Source organism: Helcobacillus massiliensis (genome assembly GCF_014191425.1).
In the GTDB taxonomy this organism is placed as follows: domain Bacteria; phylum Actinomycetota; class Actinomycetes; order Actinomycetales; family Dermabacteraceae; genus Helcobacillus; species Helcobacillus massiliensis.
This window is the reverse complement of record NZ_JACHWP010000001.1, coordinates 548,259-569,946: the sequence shown is the minus strand read 5'-3', so window position 1 is coordinate 569,946 and position 21,688 is coordinate 548,259. Positions and strand designations below refer to the sequence as shown.

At 69.0% G+C, this 21,688-nt stretch carries 14 protein-coding genes, 1 tRNA gene and 1 pseudogene; 10 read left to right on the top strand and 6 right to left on the bottom strand.

Translation table 11 applies throughout. The features are described from left to right. Window positions 1-257 precede the first annotated feature (257 nt). The 3 genes from FHX50_RS02625 to FHX50_RS02615 form a co-directional block, all read right to left on the bottom strand. Window positions 258-620 carry a HesB/IscA family protein gene (locus FHX50_RS02625; RefSeq protein ID WP_183374152.1) on the bottom strand — a complete coding sequence of 121 codons (363 nt, stop codon included), beginning with the start codon at window positions 618-620 and terminating at the stop codon, window positions 258-260. Between the two features lie 128 nt (window positions 621-748). Continuing rightward, window positions 749-1,015 (bottom strand): hypothetical protein, encoded by a 267-nt coding sequence (locus FHX50_RS02620; RefSeq protein WP_183374150.1) that lies wholly within the window; start codon window positions 1,013-1,015, stop codon window positions 749-751. Then, window positions 1,012-2,379 (bottom strand): dipeptidase, encoded by a 1,368-nt coding sequence (locus FHX50_RS02615; RefSeq protein ID WP_183375292.1) that lies wholly within the window; start codon window positions 2,377-2,379, stop codon window positions 1,012-1,014. Before FHX50_RS02615 ends, FHX50_RS02620 begins: the two co-directional genes overlap by 4 nt. 134 nt (window positions 2,380-2,513) lie before the next feature. Between FHX50_RS02615 and FHX50_RS02610 the strand changes: the two genes are divergently transcribed. Further along, a complete protein-coding gene (locus FHX50_RS02610; protein WP_183375290.1) occupies window positions 2,514-3,164 on the top strand; it encodes a DUF3043 domain-containing protein in 651 nt (216 codons plus the stop codon). Between the two features lie 76 nt (window positions 3,165-3,240). Here the strand turns inward: FHX50_RS02610 and aspS are convergent, their stop codons facing one another. Continuing rightward, on the bottom strand, window positions 3,241-5,037 hold the full coding sequence (gene aspS / locus FHX50_RS02605) for an aspartate--tRNA ligase (protein ID WP_183374148.1): 1,797 nt from the start codon (window positions 5,035-5,037) through the stop codon (window positions 3,241-3,243). A 517-nt stretch (window positions 5,038-5,554) separates the two neighbouring features. Here aspS and FHX50_RS02600 point away from each other — a divergent pair. Continuing rightward, window positions 5,555-7,357: a DEAD/DEAH box helicase gene (locus FHX50_RS02600; protein WP_183374146.1), complete on the top strand. Its 1,803-nt coding sequence runs from the start codon at window positions 5,555-5,557 to the stop codon at window positions 7,355-7,357. A gap of 78 nt (window positions 7,358-7,435) precedes the next feature. Here the strand turns inward: FHX50_RS02600 and FHX50_RS02595 are convergent, their stop codons facing one another. Beyond that, the gene (locus tag FHX50_RS02595) at window positions 7,436-8,392 is read right to left on the bottom strand and encodes a nucleoside hydrolase (RefSeq protein WP_183374144.1); all 957 of its coding nucleotides are present in this window, start codon (window positions 8,390-8,392) and stop codon (window positions 7,436-7,438) included. Window positions 8,393-8,578: 186 nt separating this feature from the next. On the opposite strand from FHX50_RS02595, the pseudogene fdnG reads away from it, so the two are divergent. The 3 genes and pseudogenes from fdnG to nrfD all read left to right on the top strand — a co-directional run. Beyond that, a pseudogene (gene fdnG / locus FHX50_RS02590) lies at window positions 8,579-11,716 on the top strand (formate dehydrogenase-N subunit alpha); the annotation flags it as partial. Between the two features lie 314 nt (window positions 11,717-12,030). Further along, window positions 12,031-13,050: a 4Fe-4S dicluster domain-containing protein gene (locus FHX50_RS02585; protein ID WP_183375288.1), complete on the top strand. Its 1,020-nt coding sequence runs from the start codon at window positions 12,031-12,033 to the stop codon at window positions 13,048-13,050. Further along, window positions 13,047-14,162 carry an NrfD/PsrC family molybdoenzyme membrane anchor subunit gene (nrfD, locus tag FHX50_RS02580; protein WP_183374140.1) on the top strand — a complete coding sequence of 372 codons (1,116 nt, stop codon included), beginning with the start codon at window positions 13,047-13,049 and terminating at the stop codon, window positions 14,160-14,162. The genes FHX50_RS02585 and nrfD overlap by 4 nt, the downstream gene beginning before the upstream one ends. A gap of 89 nt (window positions 14,163-14,251) precedes the next feature. On the opposite strand, the gene selD is transcribed toward nrfD, so the two are convergent. Then, window positions 14,252-15,289: a selenide, water dikinase SelD gene (gene selD, locus FHX50_RS02575; protein WP_183374138.1), complete on the bottom strand. Its 1,038-nt coding sequence runs from the start codon at window positions 15,287-15,289 to the stop codon at window positions 14,252-14,254. A gap of 72 nt (window positions 15,290-15,361) precedes the next feature. Here selD and FHX50_RS02570 point away from each other — a divergent pair. From FHX50_RS02570 to FHX50_RS02550, 5 genes are all read left to right on the top strand, one after another. Further along, window positions 15,362-15,456: transfer RNA gene (locus FHX50_RS02570), tRNA-Sec, on the top strand. Between the two features lie 104 nt (window positions 15,457-15,560). Further along, on the top strand, window positions 15,561-16,910 hold the full coding sequence (gene selA, locus FHX50_RS02565; protein ID WP_183374136.1) for an L-seryl-tRNA(Sec) selenium transferase: 1,350 nt from the start codon (window positions 15,561-15,563) through the stop codon (window positions 16,908-16,910). Continuing rightward, window positions 16,907-18,733 carry a selenocysteine-specific translation elongation factor gene (gene selB, locus FHX50_RS02560; RefSeq protein ID WP_183374134.1) on the top strand — a complete coding sequence of 609 codons (1,827 nt, stop codon included), beginning with the start codon at window positions 16,907-16,909 and terminating at the stop codon, window positions 18,731-18,733. The genes selA and selB overlap by 4 nt, the downstream gene beginning before the upstream one ends. Before the next feature lie 191 nt (window positions 18,734-18,924). After that, window positions 18,925-20,232, top strand: a complete 1,308-nt coding sequence (locus tag FHX50_RS02555) for an SLC5/6 family protein (protein WP_239374423.1) — start codon at window positions 18,925-18,927, stop codon at window positions 20,230-20,232. A 163-nt stretch (window positions 20,233-20,395) separates the two neighbouring features. Beyond that, the gene (locus tag FHX50_RS02550; protein WP_183374132.1) at window positions 20,396-21,670 is read left to right on the top strand and encodes an aromatic amino acid transport family protein; all 1,275 of its coding nucleotides are present in this window, start codon (window positions 20,396-20,398) and stop codon (window positions 21,668-21,670) included. Window positions 21,671-21,688 lie beyond the last annotated feature (18 nt).

Here is a 21,688-nt window from a genome sequence, read left to right as displayed (position 1 = left end):
AAGGGGCATCGGTTCCTGCTGTTCGCCCGCCGGACGCACTGATCCGGCGCTTCCCAGCGGACAGCATGGTTCCGCTCGATCATCATACGCGAGATTGAGCACGATGCAGACTCCAGGCCCCGCGTGCCGCAAAAATGTGAGATGCCCGCCGTCAGCGGCGTCGGCACACCTCCGCCGAGAACGCCGAATGCGGCGCCCCGCGATGGGAGCGCCGCATTCGTGCAGACGAGAAGGGCGCGCAGCGCACCCACGTGCGATCAGGCGAAGGAGTCGCCGCAGGCGCAGGAGCTCCCAGCGTTCGGGTTGTCGATGGTGAACCCCTGCTTCTCGATGGTGTCGGAGAAGTCGATGGTCGCACCGATGAGGAACGGCACCGAGTTCTTGTCCACCACGACCTCAACGCCGTTGAAGTCGACCGTGGCGTCACCGTCGAGGAGTCGCTCATCGAAGTAGAGCTGGTAGATCAGACCGGAGCAGCCTCCTGGCTGCACAGCGATCCGCAGGCGGAGGTCGTCGCGTCCCTCCTGCGCGAGGAGGGACTTCACCTTGTCAGCAGCGACATCGGTCAGTTCGACGCCGTGCGCCGGTGCGGTCTTCTGCTCGCCAGCCGTGGTGGTCATAGAGGGATCCTCCCGTGATCGACAGTACGTGCCTCCCACCCTACGCCGGAGCACTGCGGTCGGCGGGACCGAGGGTCCCGGCGCAGGATGGGGAACAGCCGTGTGTGCTAATTGTGCAACACGATCTTTTACATATTCAACAGGGCGACGAGCATGATGCCGGTGTACCCGATCACCATGCCTCCGAGCCCCATCAGCACCGGGTTGCGCACCCCCGGCTTCGAGGCGGCCAGCATCACCCCGCCCAAAGCCACCAGGCCACCGATCACTGCGCCCCACGGGCCGATGATATAGCCGAGCAGGAAGCCGAGGACGAGCCCGCCGAAGGTGAACGGGACGGTCGCCGGGTGCACCGGCTGGCTGGTGCGGTCCTCGTCGCGCAGGGGGCTGCTCATCGGCCGCCACCGGCTGCGGCGCCGCGCAGGATGTGCGCTTCGGCGAGGCAGACGTGCTCGAAGTCTCCGAGGTGCAGCGACTCGTCGATGCCGTGCGCTCGCGAATCCGGGTCCTCCACACCGGTGACGAGGACGTCCGCCTCCGGGAACACCTCGAGCAGGTCGGCGATGAACGGGATGGAGCCGCCCAGCCCGGTGTCGACAGGCTTCACGCCCCAGGACGCCTCGAAGGCGGCGCGTGCAAGCTTCATGCCGGCGCTGTCGGCGGGGGCGAGGAACGGCTTGCCCATCTCACCGGGGGTCACGGTGACCTCAGCGCCGTTCGGGGTGTTCTCCTTGACGTGCTGGATCAGCGCTTCCATCGCCGCCTCCGGGTCCTGTCCGGGCGCGAGGCGCAGCGATACCTTCGCGCGGGTGGAGGCGATGATCGTGTTGGACGCCTGCTGCACGGGGGTAGCGTCGATCCCGATGATCGAGAGGGCCGGCTTGGTCCAGAGTCGACCGGTGAGCGAGCCGGTGCCGGACAGGCCGAGGCCGTCGGGCACGCCCGCGTCGCGACGGAGGTCCGCTTCGTCCATGTCGACATCGGGCTCCTCGGCCTGGTGCAGACCCTTGATCGCAACGGACCCGTCGGCGTCATGGAAGGTGGCGATCAGGCGTCCCAGCTGGGTGGGGGCGTCGAGGATCGGCCCGCCGAACATGCCGGAATGGACCGGGAAGTCGAGCACGCGGACGTCGATGACGGCGTCCACCAGCCCGCGCAGGCTGGTGGTGAGCGAGGGCTGTCCGACCTTCCAGTTGGAGGAGTCGGCGACGATGATGATGTCCGACCTCATCGCGTCGCGGTGCTTCTCGATGAAGGGGCGGAAAGTGGGCGAGCCCCACTCCTCTTCGCCTTCGATGAAGACGGTGACGCCCACACCGGATTCGTCGAGCTCCTCGCGCAGGGCACGCAGGGCGGTGACGTGGGCCATGATGCCGGCCTTGTCGTCGGCGGCTCCGCGGCCGTACAGGCGACCGTCCCGTTCCTCCGGCTCGAACGGTGCGGAGGTCCAGGCGTTCTCGTCACCGACGGGCTGAACGTCGTGGTGGGCGTAGAGCATGACGGTCGGCATGCCGTCCGCGGCGGGACGCCGGGCGAGCACAGCGGGCGCTCCCCCGTCGACGCTGTCGATCTCGACCTCGGGCATGCCGGCCTCGCGCAGCAGGCCGGCGACCGCCTCCGCGCTCCGGGCCACATGGGACTGGTCGTACCCGTCGAAGGCGATCGAGGGGATGCGCACGAGGCTCTTGAGGTCCTCGACGGCTTCGGGCATCAGCTCCGCGATGCGGGCGGTGAGCTTGGGGTCCGCGGTGACGGTCATGGCTGGGATGTTCTCCTTCGTCCGACGGGTGCCGCCTGTGCAGCGGCGCACTGGCTCCACCGTATCGCGCTGGTCGCAGTCACTCCCCCGCCCTGCCCGGGTCCCGCTCCTTCTCGCCTACACTGGGCGGCGTGATGAACACCAGTCGTGAGAAGAAGAAGCGCGGCGGCTCGACCGCCGTGGGCGCCGCTCCTGCGGGCGCCGAGAAGTCAGTGCCCACCCCCGTCGCCGCGGAGAAGCCGGCGAAGTCCGGGGGCAAGGGCCGCCCCACCCCGAAGCGCCGCGATGCGCAGGCCGCCCGCCAGCGTCCGCTCGTGCCCTCGGATCGCAAGGAGGCGCGCCGACGGAACCGGGAGCGCGTCAACGAGGCCCGCAGCAAGCAGAACCGGGCGCTGATGACCGGCGACGAGGCGAACTACCCGCTGGCGCATGCCGGACCGGAGCGCCGCCTGGCCCGCGATGTGGTCGACTCCCGCTTCAACGTGGCCGAGTGGCTGCTGCCGTTCGCCCTGGTGACGCTGACGCTGCCGCTGATCCTGCAGCTGGTGAGCCCGGCCCTGTACTCGAAGGTGGGGCTGACGCTGATCATCGTGCTGTGGGCGGGTGTGATCGTCGCGGTGCTCGACCTCATCCTGCTGCGCTCGAAGGTGCGCCGCGCCATGGTGGACCGCTTCGGCTCCGTGCCGCCGGGGATGGTGAGCTACGCGTTGCTGCGCGCCACGAACATCCGTCGCCTGCGGATGCCGCGCCCGATGATCAAGCGCGGCGAAGCGCCCCGCGCCTGAGCCGCAGCGTTCGTCCGGACGAACAGAAGAGCCGGTCCCTCCTCGGGGACCGGCTCTTCTGCTGTGCGACGGCTTCTCAGGCTTCGGCGTTCTCCGCAGCAGCCTCCGCCTCGTCCTTCTTCTTCGGCTTGGCATCCACGCCGGCTTCCTTCCGCTGCTGAGCGGTGATCGGAGCGGGTGCCTCGGTCAGCGGGTCGAAGCCGCCGCCGGTCTTCGGGAACGCGATGACCTCGCGGATGGAGTCGACCTTGGCGAGGAGGGCCACGATGCGGTCCCAGCCGAAGGCGATGCCGCCGTGCGGCGGGGCGCCGTACTTGAACGCCTCCAGCAGGAAGCCGAACTTCTCCTGCGCCTCCTCCTCGGAGATGCCCATCACCTGGAAGACGCGCTTCTGCACATCCTCCTGGTGGATGCGGATGGAGCCGCCGCCGATCTCGTTGCCGTTGCAGACGATGTCGTAGCCGTAGCTGAGGGCGGACGCCGGATCGGTGTCGAAGGTGTCGAGGAATTCCGGCTTCGGGGAGGTGAACGCGTGGTGCACGGCGGTCCAGGCGCCGGAGCCGACGGCCACATCACCGGCGGCGACGGCGTCACCGGCCGGCTCGAACATGGGCGCGTCCACCACCCACACGAACGCGAATTTGTCGTCGTCGATGAGGCCGAGCTTCTCGGCGATCTCATTGCGGGCGGCGCCGAGCAGGCCACGGGAGCTCTTGGCGTCACCGGCGGCGAAGAACACGCAGTCGCCCGGCTGGGCGCCGGTCTTCTGGGCGAGGCCGGCCTTCTCCTCATCGGAGAGGTTCTTGGCGACGGGTCCGCCGAGGGTGCCGTCCTCCTGGATGAGGACGTAGGCGAGGCCCTTCGCACCGCGCTGCTTCGCCCATTCCTGCCAGGCGTCGAGCTGACGGCGGGGCTGGGAGGCACCGCCGGCCATCACGATCGCACCGACGTACGGGGCCTGGAACACGCGGAACGGCGTGTTCTGGAAGTACTCGGTCATCTCGGTGATCTCAAGGTCGAAGCGCAGATCCGGCTTGTCGGAGCCGTAGCGGCGCATCGACTCCGCGTAGGTGATGCGCGGGATCGGGGTGGTGACCTCGACGCCGATGGTGGCCCAGATGTTCTGCAGCAGCTGCTCGGTGAGGGCGATGATGTCGTCCTGGTCCACGAAGCTCATCTCGACATCGAGCTGGGTGAACTCGGGCTGGCGGTCCGCGCGGAAGTCCTCGTCGCGGTAGCAGCGGGCGAGCTGGAAGTAGCGCTCCATGCCGCCGACCATCAGCAGCTGCTTGAACAGCTGCGGCGACTGCGGCAGGGCGTACCAGGAGCCGGGTGCGAGGCGCGCCGGGACGAGGAAGTCGCGGGCGCCCTCGGGGGTGGAGCGGGTCAGGGTCGGGGTCTCGACCTCGACGAAGCCCTGATCGATCAGGGTGGTGCGCGCTGCCTGATTGACGGCGGAGCGCAGGCGGAGGATCTTCGCGGGGCCGCTGCGGCGCATGTCGAGGTAGCGGTAGCGCAGGCGGGCCTCTTCACCGACGTCGGAGTGCTCGTCCAGCTGGAACGGGAGGGCGGCCGACGGGTTCAGCACCTCGACCGTGTCCGCGATGACTTCGATGGTGCCGGTGGGCAGGGCATCGTTCTCGTTGCCTTCGGGGCGCTTCTCGACCGTGCCGGTCACCTTCAGCACGTATTCGCTGCGGAGGTGGTGGGCGTCCTCTTCGCGGACCACGACCTGAGCGACGCCCGAGGCGTCCCGCAGGTCGAGGAAAGCGACGCCGCCGTGGTCGCGGCGACGACCGATCCAGCCGGCCAGGGTGACGGTCTGTCCGATGTGCTCCTCGCGGAGCTCACCGGCGTTGTGAGAGCGCAGCATGCAGAATCCTTCGCCTTGTGCGTGTATGAGGGTACGAGTGCGTCCATCGTATCCTCCGCCCCGGGCCGAGGTCGGGCTCCGTCGACCGGCCGGCGGAGGACGTGAGGGATGTCGCCACCCGAGTGCCTATCCGCACGGCTGTCCGATCGGTAGTGTGGAGGAAGCACTTGATCGGCGGCCTCCTGCTCGGTGACCACCGAGGATGACGCCATGGGTCGCGGTTCGCCTCCTGGTACCGAACCGCTCGTGCGGCGCTTCGAACGCCGCGAGTCTCAAGTGAACGACGAGAGCGCGCGGACTACTGGGATCGGGCGTTCACTGCCCCGATTGGAAGCCTTTGACCGCACTCGAGCAACCCTGCGCTGCCCTTGACCTGCCCACCACCGCCGCCACCGCGAACGACACCACCCCCACCACAGCGACGCATTCAGCCGCCCAGCCCGCATCGGCGGACTCCGCAGGGTCCCCTGAGGCCCTTTGTTCGGCTCCCGCGTCCATCGAAGAAGCGCAGGAGCGTATGAACGAGAACATCGACACCACCGACCCCACCGCCACCACCGAGGATGCGGCCGTGACCTTCGCCGACCTCGGCCTTCCGCCGGCCCTTCTGGACGCCGTCACCGAGATCGGATTCGTCACCCCCTCCCCCATTCAGGAGAAGGCCATTCCGGCGCTGCTGAACGGCGAGGACGTCATCGGCGTGGCCCAGACCGGCACCGGCAAGACCGCCGCGTTCGGCCTGCCGATGCTGGCGCACACCGACCCCTCGTCCACCGCGACGCAGGGTCTGGTCCTGGCACCGACCCGCGAGCTCGCCATGCAGGTGGGCGATGCGATCCAGGACTTCGCCCGCAACATGCCGGGCGTGCGCGTGCTGTCCATCTACGGCGGCTCCCCCTACGGCCCGCAGGAGAAGGCGCTGGAGCGCGGTGTGCAGATCGTGGTCGGCACGCCCGGCCGCGTCATCGACCATCTCAAGCGCGGCAACCTTCGCCTGGGCGACCTGCAGACCCTCGTGCTCGATGAGGCCGACGAGATGCTCCGCATGGGCTTCGCCGAGGACGTCGACGAGATCCTCGGATTCGTCCCGGAGGAGAAGCGCATGGCGCTGTTCTCCGCCACCATGCCGCCAGCGATCAAGCGTGTGGCCGACGAGCACATGCCCAGCGCCGTCAGCGTCGCCGTGGCGCGCCAGTCCACCACCGTCACCAGCGTGGAGCAGAGCTACGCGGTGGTGCCGTTCAAGCACAAGACCGGTGCGCTCACCCGGGTCATCGAGACCAGCGATGCAGACGCTGCGATCGTGTTCGTCCGCACCCGCAGCGCTGCTGAAGAGGTCGGCACCGCCCTGGTGGGACGCGGCATCGTCGCCGCCACCATCTCCGGTGACGTCGCGCAGAAGGAGCGCGAGCGCATCGTCGGCCGCCTGCGCGAGGGCTCCCTCGACGTCCTGGTCGCCACCGATGTCGCCGCTCGCGGCCTCGACGTGGAGCGCATCGGCCTGGTCGTCAACTTCGACGTCCCCGGTGAGCCGGAGGCGTACGTGCACCGCATCGGCCGCACCGGCCGCGCCGGCCGCACCGGCAAGGCCATCACCTTCGTGGCGCCGCACGAGCGCCGCAAGCTGAAGAACATCGAGCGCGTGACGCGCCAGGAGCTCACCGAGGTCCAGGTTCCGACCCCGCTGGACGTGTCCCGCCACAAGATGCAGCGTGTCCTCGGCGAGGTGCAGACCCGCCTGGACGCCGGCCGACTCAGCCTCTACCACGAGCTGATCTCCGAACACCTGGAGAGCACCAACATCTCTGCCGAGCAGCTCGCCGCTGTCCTCGGCGCCATGGTGGTGGGCGATGACGGCCCCCGCCGCGACGATGAGGAGTTCACCGGTGCGTCGTTCCGCGACCAGGGCCGCGACCGTGATCGCGCGAATCGCGGCGATCGGGGCAGCCGTGACGGCGGTCCGCGCGACCGCAGCCGCGGCCCGCGCACCACGAGCCCCGGCTTCACCTCCTACCGGATCAGCGTGGGCCGCAACCACGGGGTGCGCCCGCAGGCCGTGGTCGGGGCCATCGCCGGCGAGGGCGGCCTGAACGGCAAGGACGTGGGCAAGATCGACATCTTCCCGTCGTTCTCCCTGGTCGAACTGCGCAACGGCGTGAGCGAGGACCAGCTCGCGGCGATCGGTCGCGCCCGTGTGGCCGGCAAGCAGATGCGCATCGCTGAGGACCGCGGCCCCGGCGGCGGCAAGGGCGGACACCGCGGCTTCCGCGGTGGGCGCGACCGCGACTTCGGCGGACGCGGCCACGACCGCCGCTTCTGATCGCACACAGACGACGGGGCGCCCTCCTGCTGGGAGGGCGCCCCGTCGTCGTGCGCCCCGGTCTGCGGAGCGCGGGTGTCAGAGGGAGACGAGCGCCTCGCGCAGCTGCGGAGCCAGGTCGCTGGTAGTGCGCAGAACGACTGCGACGTTCGCACCTGGGGTGTCGGGAATGGACTCCACCGGCACATCGGAGGGCAGGTCGCAGATCACGCGACCGCGCTGAGTCCCGGTGGTGCAGTCCACCCGCACACGCACGATGGGGGCGACGGCAGCGCTGATGCCCTCCACGGCGATCGCGGCGGCCAGCGGGTCGTGCAGGGCGGCGGCGCGGCGGCCGTAGAAGCCGACGTAGAACTGGAAGTAGTAGTCCAGCATCTCGGCGACATGGCGGCCGAACTGCCCGGAGGCGGCGAGCGCCTGCCGGTCCTCCTCTTCGAACGTGTTGGTCAGTGTGACGTCCAGCGGCACCACGGTGATGTCCCACGGGGCGCCGAACACGACCTGCGCACCCTCGGGGTCATGCTTGATGTTCGCTTCGGCGGCCTGGCTGACATTGCCGGGAACGAGGGCTGCTCCGCCCATGATCGTCACCCGTGCGACGCGCCGCGGCAGGGTCGGGTCCTTCTCCACGGCGCGGGCGATGTTGGTCAGCGGACCGACGGCGATGATGTGCAGCTCCCCGGCGTGGTCGTGGGAGAGGCGCAGGAGCATGTCAACGGCGCTCTCCTCCACCGGGGAGGCCGACGGGGCGGGCAGCTCCGCTGCGCCGGCGCCGCGCGCGCCGTGCACGTGCGGCGCGCCGCCGTCGTAGTTGCCGTGGAGGAAGTCGTTGGAGCCGACGGCGACGGGCACCTCGGTGCGGCCGGCGAGTTCGAGGAGGGCGAGCGCGTTCGTGGCGCCCTGTGCGGCGTTAGTGTTGCCGCTGACGGTGCCGATGCCGAGCAGGTCCACGTCCTCCGCAGCGAGCAGGTAACCGATCGCGAGGGCGTCGTCGATGCCGGGGTCGCAGTCCAGGTAGATCTTGTGCGCGCTCACGCGGTTCCTTCCATCTGCTCGATTGGGTCCGACCCAGTCTACGGCGGCCTCCGTCGGCCGACGAAAACCCGAGGTGGACGCCCATTTCCGCAAATGCGAGCGCACATAAATCGGGATGGCGTGGGCAACACCCGCCGATGTGCGTCTGGGCGTTGTATTCCGACGTTCACGGAGTAGGCTCGGGTCATGGCTAGAATCACCCCGCTCAATTGGCCCGCCGTTCGGCAGCTGACATCGGGTGACCTCTTCGGCCGCGGCCCGGCGGTGAAGTCGCAGGTCTCTGAGGACCTGACAGCTCGCACCGTGACCGCGGATTCGATGGCTCACTCCGTGTGTCCGTACTGCGCAGTCGGCTGCGGCCAGCGCGTTTACACCAAGGACAACAAGGTCATCCAGATCGAGGGCAACCCCGACTCGCCGCATTCGCGCGGCCGTCTCTGCCCGAAGGGCGCCGCATCGGAGCAGCTGGTCAATTCACCGGGGCGCATCACCGAGATGCTCTACCGGGCTCCCCGATCCACGAAGTGGGAGAAGCTCGACCTCGACACGGCGATGGAGATGATCGCCGATCGCTTCATCGAAGCCCGCCGCAACCACTGGCGCGAGAAGGACGATCAGGGGCGCACCCTTCGTCACACGCTCGGCATCGCCTCGCTCGGCGGCGCGACGATCGACAATGAGGAGAACTACCTCGCCAAGAAGCTGTTCACCGCAGCCGGGGCGATCCAGATGGAGAACCAGGCACGCATATGACACAGTGCCACGGTCCCCAGTCTGGGGTCCTCGTTCGGCCGCGGCGGCGCCACTCAGTCCCAGCAGGACATGGCGAACGCCGACTGCATCGTCATCCAGGGATCCAATATGGCGGAGGCCCACCCCGTGGGCTTCCAGTGGGTCGCTGAAGCGAAGGCGCGCGGCGCCCGCGTGATCCACGTGGATCCGCGCTTCACCCGCACGTCCGCTCTGGCGGACAAGCATGTGCCGATCCGTGCGGGCTCGGACATCGTCCTGCTCGGCGCGATCATCAACTACATCATCACCAATGAGCTGTGGTTCAAGGAGTACGTCACGGCGTACACCAATGCCGCCCAGCTGATCAGTGAGGACTTCCGGGACACTGAGGACCTCGACGGCCTCTTCTCCGGCTACGACCCGGAGACCGGCTCGTACGATCCGTCGTCCTGGCAGTACGACGACTCCGGTGAGCGCGATGAGACCCTGCAGCACCCGCGCACGGTGTTCCAGATCCTCAAGCGCCACTACGCCCGCTACACCCCCGAGCTGGTGGAGGAGACCTGCGGCATCTCGAAGGACGACTTCGAGTACCTCGCGAAGTCCCTCACCGACAACTCGGGTCGCGAGCGCACGAGCTGCTTCGTGTACGCCGTGGGCTGGACCCAGCACTCAATCGGCACGCAGTTCATCCGCACCGCCTCGATCATCCAGCTGCTGCTGGGGAACATGGGCCGCCCGGGCGGCGGCATCATGGCGATGCGCGGTCACGCCACCATTCAGGGCTCCACGGACATCCCGACCCTGTTCCACATCCTGCCCGGCTACATCGCGATGCCGACCGCAGGCAAGCACGACACGTACGAGGAGTACGTGAAGGCTGTGGGCAACAAGGACCAGAAGGGCTTCTGGGCCAACGGCGAGACCTACCTCATCAACCTCATGAAGGCGTGGTGGGGCGATGCCGCAACGAAGGAGAACAACTGGGCGTTCGACTACCTGCCCAAGCTCTCCGGCGCACATGGCACGTACCAGACCACCATGGCGATGCTCGAGGACAAGGTCGACGGCTACTTCATCCTCGGCCAGAACCCGGCCGTGGGCTCCGCCAACGGTCGCATGCAGCGCATGGCGCTCAGCCACCTCAAGTGGCTCGTGGTGCGCGACTTCTCCATGATCGAGACCGCGACCTTCTGGAAGGACTCGCAGGAGATCGCCACCGGTGAGCTGAAGACCGAGGAGATCGACACCGAGGTCTTCTTCATGCCGGCCGCGAACCACACGGAGAAGGCGGGCTCGTTCACGCAGACGCAGCGCATGGTGCAGTGGCGCGACCAGGCCGTCACCCCGCCGGGCGACTGCACCAGTGAGCTGGAGTTCTTCCACAAGCTGGGCCTGATGATCAAGGAGCGCCTGAAGGACTCCACCGATCCGCGTGACAAGCCGATCCAGGACCTCACCTGGGACTACAGCGTGGATGAGCACGGTGAGCCCGATGCCGAGGACGTCCTGCGGGAGATCAACGGCTATCACCTGTCGGGTGAGAAGAAGGGCCAGAACCTGAACGCCTTCGGCGAGATGCAGGCCGACGGCTCCACCGCCGGCGGCTGCTGGATCTACGCCGGCGTGATGGCCGACGGCGTCAACCAGGCGCGTCGCCGCAAGCCGGGCCAGGAGCAGGACGAGATGGCCCTCGAGTGGGGCTGGGCATGGCCTGCCAACCGCCGCATCCTCTACAACCGCGCCTCGGCGGACCCGGAGGGCCGTCCGTGGTCGGAGCGCAAGAAGCTCGTCTGGTGGGACGAGGAGCAGGGCAAGTGGACCGGGTACGACGTTCCCGACTTCCCACCCACGCTCGCACCGAGCCACCGAGCCGAGCCGGGTGAGACGGGTGTGAAGGGCCTCAGCGGCAACGACCCGTTCATCATGCAGGCCGACGGCAAGGGCTGGCTGTTCGCTCCGAAGGGCATGGTGGACGGCCCGATGCCGACCCACTACGAGCCGCCGGAGTCCCATGTGGGCAACCCGCTCTACCCGATCCAGTCCAGCCCGACCCGAGTGCTGTTCTCCCGCGAGGACAACCTGTACGCCCCGCACGTGCGCGAGGCGGGCAACGACGTCTACCCGTACGTGTTCACCACGTACCGGCTGACGGAGCACCACACGGCCGGCGGTATGAGCCGCTTCCTGCCGTACCTGTCGGAGCTGCAGCCGGAGCTGTTCTGCGAGGTCTCCCCCGAGCTCGCCGAAGAGGCCGGCCTGGTCAACGGCGAATGGGCCACGATCATCTCGCCGCGCTCGGCGATCGAAGCGCGCGTCATGGTGACCCGCCGTGTGAAGCCGCTGCAGGTGCTGGGACGCACGATCCACCAGATCGGCATCCCGTACCACTGGGCGCAGGGCGACGAGGCCGTGGTCTCCGGTGACAGCGCGAACGATCTGCTGGGCCTGACCCTGGACGACAACGTCCAGATCCAGGACTCCAAGCACAACGCGGCAGCCATCCGCCCGGGTCGACGCCCGCGCGGTGAGGATCTGCTGGATCTGATCGACAAGTACCGGGCGGACGCCGGCATCACTGTCGACACCGGCATGGTGCAGCTGGACCGCTCCTTCGTGCAGCCGGAGAACCCGCTGCAGGCGGAGCAGACCGTGGTCGACGGCTCCAACCGGGGCCGCGCGACGATCTCCGCGGGCAGGAAGTCCGGCGGGGACGACAGTGAGAAGGGCTCGGGCGCGATGACGGAGTCCTCCGGCTCCACCGGCGGTGACTCCGATGAGTCGAAGTCCTCGAAGCACACCAAGGAGACGAACGCGGCTCCGAAGGGCAGCGAGGGCCCCACCGCCAGCAGCTCCGGCTCGACGTCCGGCGACACCGAGAAGAGGAAGGACCGATGACCGCTCTCATGCCCAAGCTCTACGGAGCTGAGGACCCGATCGAGAACGCTCGCTGGTCCCTTCACGACGCCAAGGATCGCAAGGCGTTCTTCACCGACACGTCCATCTGCATCGGCTGCAAGGCGTGCGAGGTGGCGTGCAAGGAGTGGAACCAGAACCCGCAGGACGGCGACTACGAATACCTCTCGCAGTCGCACGACAACACCGGTGAACTCGGTGCCAACACCTGGCGCCACGTCGCCTTCATCGAACAGGGCGAGGACGAGGTGGCGAAGGCCCGGGAGTCGGGCAGGCGCCTGGTGTCGCTCGGCATGCCGTCGATCGGCCCGAAGACCGCGATGACTCCCGAGCAGAGGGCGGATGCGGCGATCGCCGGTGGGAATGTGGACACCACTCCCCCGGATACGCCTGACTTCCGCTGGCTGATGAGCTCGGATGTCTGCAAGCACTGCACGAACGCCGGCTGCCTGGACGTGTGCCCGACGGGTGCGCTGTTCCGCACGGAGTTCGGCACCGTGGTGGTGCAGAACGACATCTGCAACGGCTGCGGCACCTGTGTGGCAGGCTGCCCGTTCGGCGTGATCCAGCGCCGTGACGACGGCACCATTTCGCCGAAGTCCGAGCCCGGGGACCACGACGACGTCAAGAACATGGGCACCGCCAACAAGTGCACCCTGTGCTACGACCGTCTGCTGGACGGGCAGACCCCTGCGTGCGCGCAGACCTGCCCGACCACGTCCATCAAGTTCGGTGACCACACCGACATGGTGGACAAGGCGCGTCAGCGCGTGGCCGAACTGCATGCGAAGGGCATGACTGAGGCGCGTCTGTACGGCGCGAACCCGAAGGACGGCGTGGGCGGCACCGGCGCGGTGTTCCTGCTGCTGGACGAACCGGAGACGTACGGCCTTCCGCCGGACCCGGTCGTTCCGACGAAGCACCTTGGTCAGATCATGGCGAGCTACGCCGCTGCTTCGGCCGGCATGGTCGCCGTGGCGGCCCTGGCGTTCCTGGGAGGCAGGAAGTGACGAATTCCGATTTCGATGCATACCGTCCGCCGGAGCAGCCGCGCCGGAAGCGCCGCCGCGACCGCCTGAGCGGCGCCGCCGGTGACATGCTGCGTCGTCGCCGCCGCGGCGGTGACGACGGCGGGCGCGAGATGAGCATGGTCGACGACGTCGAGTTCACCTCATACTACGGTCGGCCGATCGTGAAGGCCGCCCCGTGGGGCGACGAGATCAGCGCGTACCTGTTCCTCGGCGGTGTCGCAGGCGGTTCGGGCCTGCTGGCGTTCGGTGCGCAGATGTTCGATCTGGACGACCTGCGCCGCAACGCCCGCTTCGCTGCCCTCGGCGCCGTCGGCGCCGGCACGGTGTGCCTGATCGCCGACCTCGGCCGCCCCGAGCGCTTCCTCAACATGATGCGCACGGTGAAGCCGACATCGCCGATGTCGTGGGGCACGTGGATCCTGTCGGCATACGGCACTGTGACCGGCATCGCCGCCGTCTCCGAGGCGGACGACGTCCTCGGTGAGGTGCTGCCGCTGGGGCCGCTGCGCCCGATGCTGCGCACCGCCGCCGACACCTCCGGTGTGGCGATGGGCTTCCTCGGCGCACCGCTGGCGGCATACACGGCCGCACTGCTGTCGATGACCTCGACACCGACGTGGGCGGGTGCCCGTCGCGGCCTGCCGTACCTGTTCGTGTCCTCCGCAACGGCCGCCGCCAGCGGCCTGGCGATGATCACGACGGGCTCCGAGCAGACGAAGCCGGCGCGCCTGCTGGCGATCACCGGTGCCGCCGGTGAGCTCATCGCCATGGACCTGATGAAGAAGGACATGCACCCGCTGGAGCGGGAGCCGCTGGAGATCGAGGAGCCGGGCCGCAAGCTGAAGCTCGCGCACGCCCTCACGATCGCCGGTGGCGTGGGCACGCTGCTGTTCGGCAAGCGGTCCCGCATCCTCGCCGCCGCGTCCGGTGCCGCCCTGATGGCGGGCTCCGCTCTCACCCGCTTCGGCGTGGTGGAGGCCGGCCACCTGTCCACCACGGATCCGAAGTACGTGGTGGGTCCGCAGCGTGACCGTCTTGAGGAGCGCCGCGCTGCCGGCATCGTCGACGACTCCATCACCACCGCGGGCTGACCTCCGCGACAGCTGAAGCGCCGGCCGTCCCGATCCGTGGGGGCGGCCGGCGCTTCACATTAGGGAAGGGCGCAACAGGTCCCCGGATGTCACCGGATGGTGACGGTGCCCGCCGGCGCGTCGGAGCCAGCCGGGGTGATCTCACCGATCACCGGGTAGCCGGGCACCTCGCCGACCACGAGGAGCCCTCCGGAGGTCTGCGCGTCGGCGAGAGTGAGCAGCGCGTCCTCACCGACGGAATCGTGCGTGCGCAGGTGCGGGGCGACCCAGTCGAGGTTGCGGCGCGTGCCGCCGGAGACGAACCCGTCGGCCAGCGCGTCGGCGGCACCGTCGAGCAGCGGCACGGCGGCGGAGTCGACCACGGCGCTGACACCGGAAGCGCGGCACATCTTGAACAGGTGACCGAGAAGCCCGAAGCCGGTGACGTCCGTCGCGGCGACTGCCCCGGCGTCGATCGCGGCGCGGGCGGCGTCGCGGTTGAGAGTGGTCATGGAGTCGATCGCTGCTGCGAACACGTCGCCGGTGGTCTTGTGGCGGTTGTTGAGGAAGCCGACGCCGAGCGGTTTCGTGAGGGTGAGCGGGAGCCCCGCCTCGGCGGCGTCGTTGCGCATGAGGCGGGACGGGTCGGCGGTTCCGGTGACGGCCATGCCGTACTTCGGCTCCGGGTCGTCCACGCTGTGGCCGCCGATGACGGGGCAGCCGGCTTCGTTCGCGATGTCGCGGCCGCCGCGCAGCACCTCGCTGAGCATCTCCATCGGCAGGTCGGCGCGGGGCCAGCCCACGAGGTTGATGGCGACGACGGGCGTGCCGCCCATGGCGTAGACGTCGGAGAGGGCGTTCGCGGCGGCGATGCGGCCCCAGTCGTAGGGGTCGTCGACGACGGGTGCGAAGAAGTCCGCGGTGGAGATGACCGCCAGGCCGTCCTGGATGCGGACCACGGCGGCGTCATCGCCGTCGTCGAGACCAACGATCACACTGTCGAAGTCCTGACCGGCGAGCGGGGAGACCGCCTGCTCGAGTTCCGCGGCGGGGATCTTCGAGGCGCAGCCGCCGCCGTGGGCGAACTGGGTGAGGCGGCGCTGGCCATCCGAGGGAAGGGTGATACCGGCGAAGTTGGGAGTGCTCATGCTCCCACTGTACCGAGGAGGCTCGGGACCCAGGCCCCGGACCTGGGGTTCTGTTCTGGTAGCGTTGGCGGCGGAGGCGTCTGGGTCCTGGTGGGCTCCGCAGTCTTCAAAACTGTTGAAACCGAGCATCTCGGTTTGGCAGGTTCGATTCCTGTCCGTCTCCGCCAACTCTTCTCGCAGCCCTCGAGCCGCGCCCCGCACCGGCGACCGCCACCGGTCGCCTCGGGCGGGTTCGGGGGCTCGCCGCTGTCCCGAGCAGAAAGGCCGCGCCGTGCCCACTGCCCCCTCCGATCCGCGCCGACGGATCCCCCGCACGGATGACCTCCTGACCCTGCCGGAGGTCGCTGCCGCGTCCGCGTCGCTGAGCCGGCCGGTCGTCACCGGCATCATCCGCGGTGTGCAGGACCGCGCCCGAGCCGGCGCGATCACCCCGGAGGATGTGCAGGCTGAGGTGGTGCGCCTGGTGACGGGCCGGACCCCGTCGGCCCTGCGCCCCGTTCTCAACGCCACCGGCGTGATCATCCACACCAACCTCGGCCGAGCACCCCTCTCCGCGGCCGCGCGCGCCGCGATCGCCGACGCCGCCGGGTACACGGACGTGGAGATGGACCTCGGCACGGGGAAGAGGTCACGCCGCGGCACGCAGGCGCGCGCCGCCCTGCTGCAGCGGATGCCGGACGCTGAGGACGCGTTCGTGGTGAACAACGGCGCTGCAGCGCTCGTCCTCGCCACCACAGCGCTCGCGTTCGATCGGGACGTCATCATCTCCCGCGGCCAGTTCGTGGAGATCGGGGCGGGTTTCCGACTCTCGGACCTGATGGAGTCCACGGGGGCGCGGCTGCGGGAGGTCGGCACCACGAACCGCACCCGCCTGGAGGACTACGCGGACGCGATCGGACAGGACACGGGGGCGATCCTCGTGGTGCACCCGTCGAACTTCCGCCTCGAGGGCTTCACCGGAGTTCCGCCGCTGAACGACGTGGCTGCGCTCGCGCACGAACGAGGTGTCCCGCTGATCGTCGACGTCGGCTCGGGTCAGTTCGAACCGGATGCGGCGCTGCCGCAGGAGCCGAGCATCGGGGAGGCGCTACGGGCCGGGGCGGACGCCGTCATCGCCTCGGGCGACAAGCTGATGGGCGGCCCCCAGGCCGGTGTCCTCGCCGGAACCGCCGCAATGGTGGCACGGCTCGCGCGGCACCCGCTCGCGCGCGCGGTGCGCGTGGACAAACTGACCCTCGCGGCGCTGGAGGCGACGCTGCTCGGCCCCACTCCCCCGGTGCTGGCCGCGCTGCACGCCGATCCGGCTGAGCTGCGCCGCCGCACGGAGGCCCTCGCCGACGCTGTCCACGGCGCCGCGCCGAACGCCGGCGTGGTGGAGCATGAGGGCCGCGTGGGCGGCGGTGGAGGCACGGGCGTTCCCCTGCCCGGCTGGGCGCTGCGCCTGCCGACCCGCCTGGCGGACCCGCTGCGCTCCGGTGAGATGCCGGTCGTGGGGAGGGTGGCCGACGGGGCCTGCCTGATCGATCTGCGCTGCATCCCCGAGGATCAGGACCAGGTCCTCGCTGAGCAGATCATCGCGGCGGCTGCCGCTGCTGAGAGCACTGAGGAGGAGGGTTCGTGAGCTGTTTCGTCGTCGCCACCGCCGGACATGTCGACCACGGCAAGACGACTCTCATCGGCGCCCTGACCGGCATCGACACGGACCGGTGGGCGGAGGAGAAGGAGCGCGGCCTGACCATCGACCTCGGGTTCGCGTGGACCGAGCTCGACGGTGACACCGTCAGCTTCGTGGATGTGCCCGGCCATGAGCGGTTCCTCGGCAACATGCTGGCCGGGCTCGGCCCCGCCCCGATCGTCCTGTTCGTGGTCGCTGCCGACGAGGGCTTCCAGCAGCAGTCCGCGGACCACCGCGACGCCGCAGCGGCTCTCGGCATCGACCGCGGCATCATCGTCATCACCAAGACCGACAGAGCGCCGGAGATGGTGGACGCAGTCATCGAGCAGACGCGTGCGCAGCTGCGCGGCACCGGGCTGGAGGGTGCGCCCGCCGTGGCCGTGTCCGCCCGCACCGGCGACGGCATCCAGGTCCTGCGCACCCAGATGCATCGTGTCCTGCGCGAATCCATCACCGCCTCGCCGGCTGCCGGAGCCGCCGGCCACCGGACCCGGCTGTGGATCGATCGGTCGTTCGCGATCTCCGGCGCCGGCACCGTCATCACCGGCACCCTCGGCGCCGGCACCCTCCGCACCGGGATGCGCGCTGAGATCATCACCCGCGCGGGGACGCTGAGTGCGGACGTCCGGGGCCTCCAGTCGCGGGAACGGTCCGTGGAGCGCCTGGAACCGGTGAACCGGGCAGCGGTGAACCTGCGGGGCGTCAGCACCGATGCGATCCACCGCGGCGATGTCCTCATCACTCCCGGCGCCTTCCATCTCACCGACACGGTGGATGTCCGCTCCACCACCGCCGGCGACCTCACCGAGCTGCCGGGCGATGTCACCGTCCACATCGGCTCGGCCGCCCTGCAGGCGCACATCCGGCCGTTCGATGCGCAGCATGCGCGGATCACCATGCCGCGGGTGCTGCCGCTGGTCATCGGCGATCGCATGGTGCTGCGCGGTAGTGGGCAGCGCGCCGTCCTCGGCGGTGTCCGCGTCATGGATGTGGACCCACCGGAACTGGACCGCCGCGGCGCGGGACGGCGCCGCGCCGCGGAGCTCGCGGCCCTGCCCGAGAGGGGCAGTGCCCTGGTGGAGGTGGAGCGGCGGGGTGCGATGCGCACCGAACAGCTCGAGCGGTTCGGACTCGAGGTGCCGGGCGCGGACCCGTCGGCCCCGTCCCTGAGCGACCTCGGCCTGATCCCCAACGGGGACTTCCTCATCGCCCGCGACCGCCTCGACCGCTGGGCGGCCGAGCTGCGCACCGCGATCGGCGAGGAGCTGAAGCGCGACCCGCTCGGCGGCGGGCTCCCCCGCGGCGCCGCCCTCACCGCCCTGCAGCTTCCGGACCCTTCCCTGCTGCCCCTGGTGGTGCGCACCGCCGGTGTCGAGGCAGTCGGCGGACGCTTCACCCTCCCGGGTGCAGCGCCCACTTTGGGGGCGGCGGAGGCGTCGGTCGCGGAGCTGGAGCGGCGTCTTCAGAAGGAGCCGTTCGCGGCCCCGGAGGCGTTCGATCTGGATGACCTGCGGCTTGGCCCGAAGGAGCTCGCGGCGGCTCAGAAGCAGGGCCGTCTGCTGCGCATCGCCGACGGCATCGTGCTGCTGCCCACCGCGCCGGCACTGGCGATGCGGGAGCTGGCGCAGCTGGATCAGCCGTTCACGGCGTCGGAGGCTCGGCGTGCGCTGGGCACGACCCGCCGAGTGCTGATCCCGCTGCTGGAGCATCTGGACGGGCGCGGCTGGACCCGGCGCGTCGATGCGAATCGCCGCACCATCGTGCGCTGAGCCTGCAGCTGAGAGACGAACACCGGCGTTCTCCTGACACCGCATTCACCCTGGTGTAGCCTGCGCCACTTAAATCGACCTCGCGTCGGCACCGGGCTACGGTGGACCAATCCCTCATGACCGCCGCGGGCGCCGCCGTGCCCTGACGGCGCGTGACCCTGACCGTCCACCTGCGAAGGAATCCGACAACTATGTCTGCCCAATCCCCTGCCGAACAGGGCGGTTCGACCGCCGCTGTCATCGAGGAGCCCGCGAACCCGCCCGAGCATCCGAAGCGGTTCAACATGTCATGGGCGATCTCGCTCTTCGGCACCGCCGTGGGTGCGGGAATCCTCCTGCTGCCCATCTCCGCCGGCGCCGGCGGCGTGTGGCCGCTGCTGATCATCACGATCATCATCGGGCCGCTCGCGTTCCTCGCCCACCGCGCCCTCAGCCGCTTCGTGCTGTCCTCCCGCGTGCCCGGATCGGACATCACCATGGTGGCGGAGCAGAACTACGGCAGGGTCTGGGGCATGGTCATCACGATCGTGTACTTCCTGGCGATCCTGCCGTTCGTCCTCGTGTACGGCGTGGCGATCACCTCGACCGTGGACTCGTTCCTCGTGAACCAGCTGCACGGACCGGAGATCCCGCGCTGGCTGCTGGCCCTGGTGCTCATCGGTGCGATGATGGCCGTGATGTTCTTCGGCCTGAACCTGATGCTGAAGGTGACGTCGTTCCTGGTGTGGCCGCTGATCGCCGCGCTCGCGTTCTTCACCCTCTACCTGATCCCGATGTGGGACCTGTCGGCGTTCTCCGCGCGCCCCACCGTCGGCTCGCTGGTGTTCTCGGTGTGGCTGTCGATCCCCGTGCTCGTGTTCGCGTTCTCGCACACACCGGCGATCTCCCAGTTCTCCCTGTCGATGCGGGACGCCTACGGCGACCGCGCCGAACAGGAGGCCTCCCGGACCCTGCGGGTCGCGAACATCCTGCTGGTCATCTTCACGATGGCGTTCGTGTGGTCCTGCGTGCTGGCGATGGGTCCCTCGAAGCTGGCGGAGGCGCGCGCACAGAACCTGACGGTGCTGTCCTACCTCGCCAACGACACCGGCGTGGCGATCATCGGCATCATGGGCCCGATCATCGCGATCTGCGCGATCACCTCGAGCTTCTTCGGCCATTACCTCGGCGTGGCGGAAGGCGTGGTCGCGATGATCCGCGACTCCGCGCCCCGCTTCACCGAGCGCCTCGGCGAGAAGGGCGTGAAGTACCTGGTGGCCGCCATCATCTTCGCAATCGTGTACGTCACCGCGGTGGTGAACCCGCAGATCCTCGACCTGATCGAATCGATGTCCGGTCCGGTGCTGGCGGCGATCCTCTTCGTGCTGCCGATCGTGGGCATCTACACGATCCCGGGCCTGACGAAGTACCGCCGCGACTACCTGCGCAACGGGTTCGTTCTGATCTTCGGACTGATCGCCATCTCCGGCGTCCTGTTCACGCTGTTCACCGGCGCCTGATCCGCAGCTCCGGCTTCTCGCCCCGACCAGTGTCCGCCCAGGTAGCGGCGCTGTTCGGGGCGTTCGCAGTTCTGCGGAGCCGACTCGCGCGCGCCTGAGTCGGGCCACGGGTGCAGATTGGTAAGGTCGAGGGGCACCCCGGAGTCTCTCTGCTAGGACAACGATGTCTTCCACCCCCGAGAATCTGTCGAACACCACCACGGCGTCCGACGGCGAACCCAAGGCCTCGAAGCGATGGGCGATCAGCATGTTCGGCACCGCTGTGGGCGCCGGCATCCTGTTCCTCCCGATCTCCGCCGGTGAGGGCGGCGTGTGGCCCCTGCTGATCCTGACGATCATCGTGGGCCCGCTGGTGTTCCTCGCGCACCGCGGACTGTCCCGGTACGTCCTCTCCTCCGACCGTGAGGACGCCGACATCACCACCACCTCCGAGGACCACTACGGCCATGCCATCGGCATGGTCATCACGGTGCTGTACTTCCTGGCGATCCTGCCGATCGTGCTGATCTACGGCGTCTCCATCACGAACACGGTGGACGGCTTCATCCAGCAGCAGCTGCACGGCCCGGAAATTCCGCGCTGGCTGCTGGCCCTGGTGCTGGTGGGCGCGATGATGCTGGTGATGCTGTTCGGGCAGAAGCTGATGCTGATGATCACCGGGTGGATCGTGGTGCCGCTGATCCTCGCCCTGTTCACCTTCTCGATCTACCTGATCCCCCAGTGGGACTTCTCCGCCTTCAGCCAGGCACCGAGCGCAACGGGCCTGCTGACGGCTGTGTGGCTCGCAATGCCGACCGTGGTGTTCGCGTTCAACCATTCGCCCGCGATCTCTCAGTTCTCCCTCGCGATGCGCGAAGAGCACGGAGACGATGCGAACGCGGTTGCGTCCAAGACGCTCGGTCTGGCCTCGACCATCCTCGTGGTGTTCACGATGCTGTTCGTGTGGTCCTGTGTCCTGGCGATGGGGTCGGACGGCATGGCGCAGGCCCGCGCCTCCAATGACACGGTGCTGACCTTCATGGCGAACACGCTCGACAACCCGATCATCGCCTACGCCGGTCCGATCATTGCGATGGCGGCGATCACCTCCAGCTTCTTCGGCCACTACCTCGGCGCTGCTGAGGGCGCGGTCGGCATCATCCGTGCGGTGCGCCGCACCCCGCGCGAGGACTTCAACGCCAAGACCGTGCAGAAGATCGTCGCGGTGCTGCTGTTCGTCATCACCTGGCTGGTGGCGGTCGCGAACCCGCAGATCCTCGACATCATCGAACAGATCACCGGCCCGGTCATTGCGATGATCCTCTTCATCCTGCCGGTGGTGGGCATCTACACGATCCCGGCGCTCAAGCCCTTCCGCCGCCAGTGGGTGGTGAACGCGTTCGTGGTCGTGTTCGGGCTGATCGCGATCTCCGGCCTGGTCACGCAGTTCTTCCTGTGAGCGCCTCCGATGGGCTCA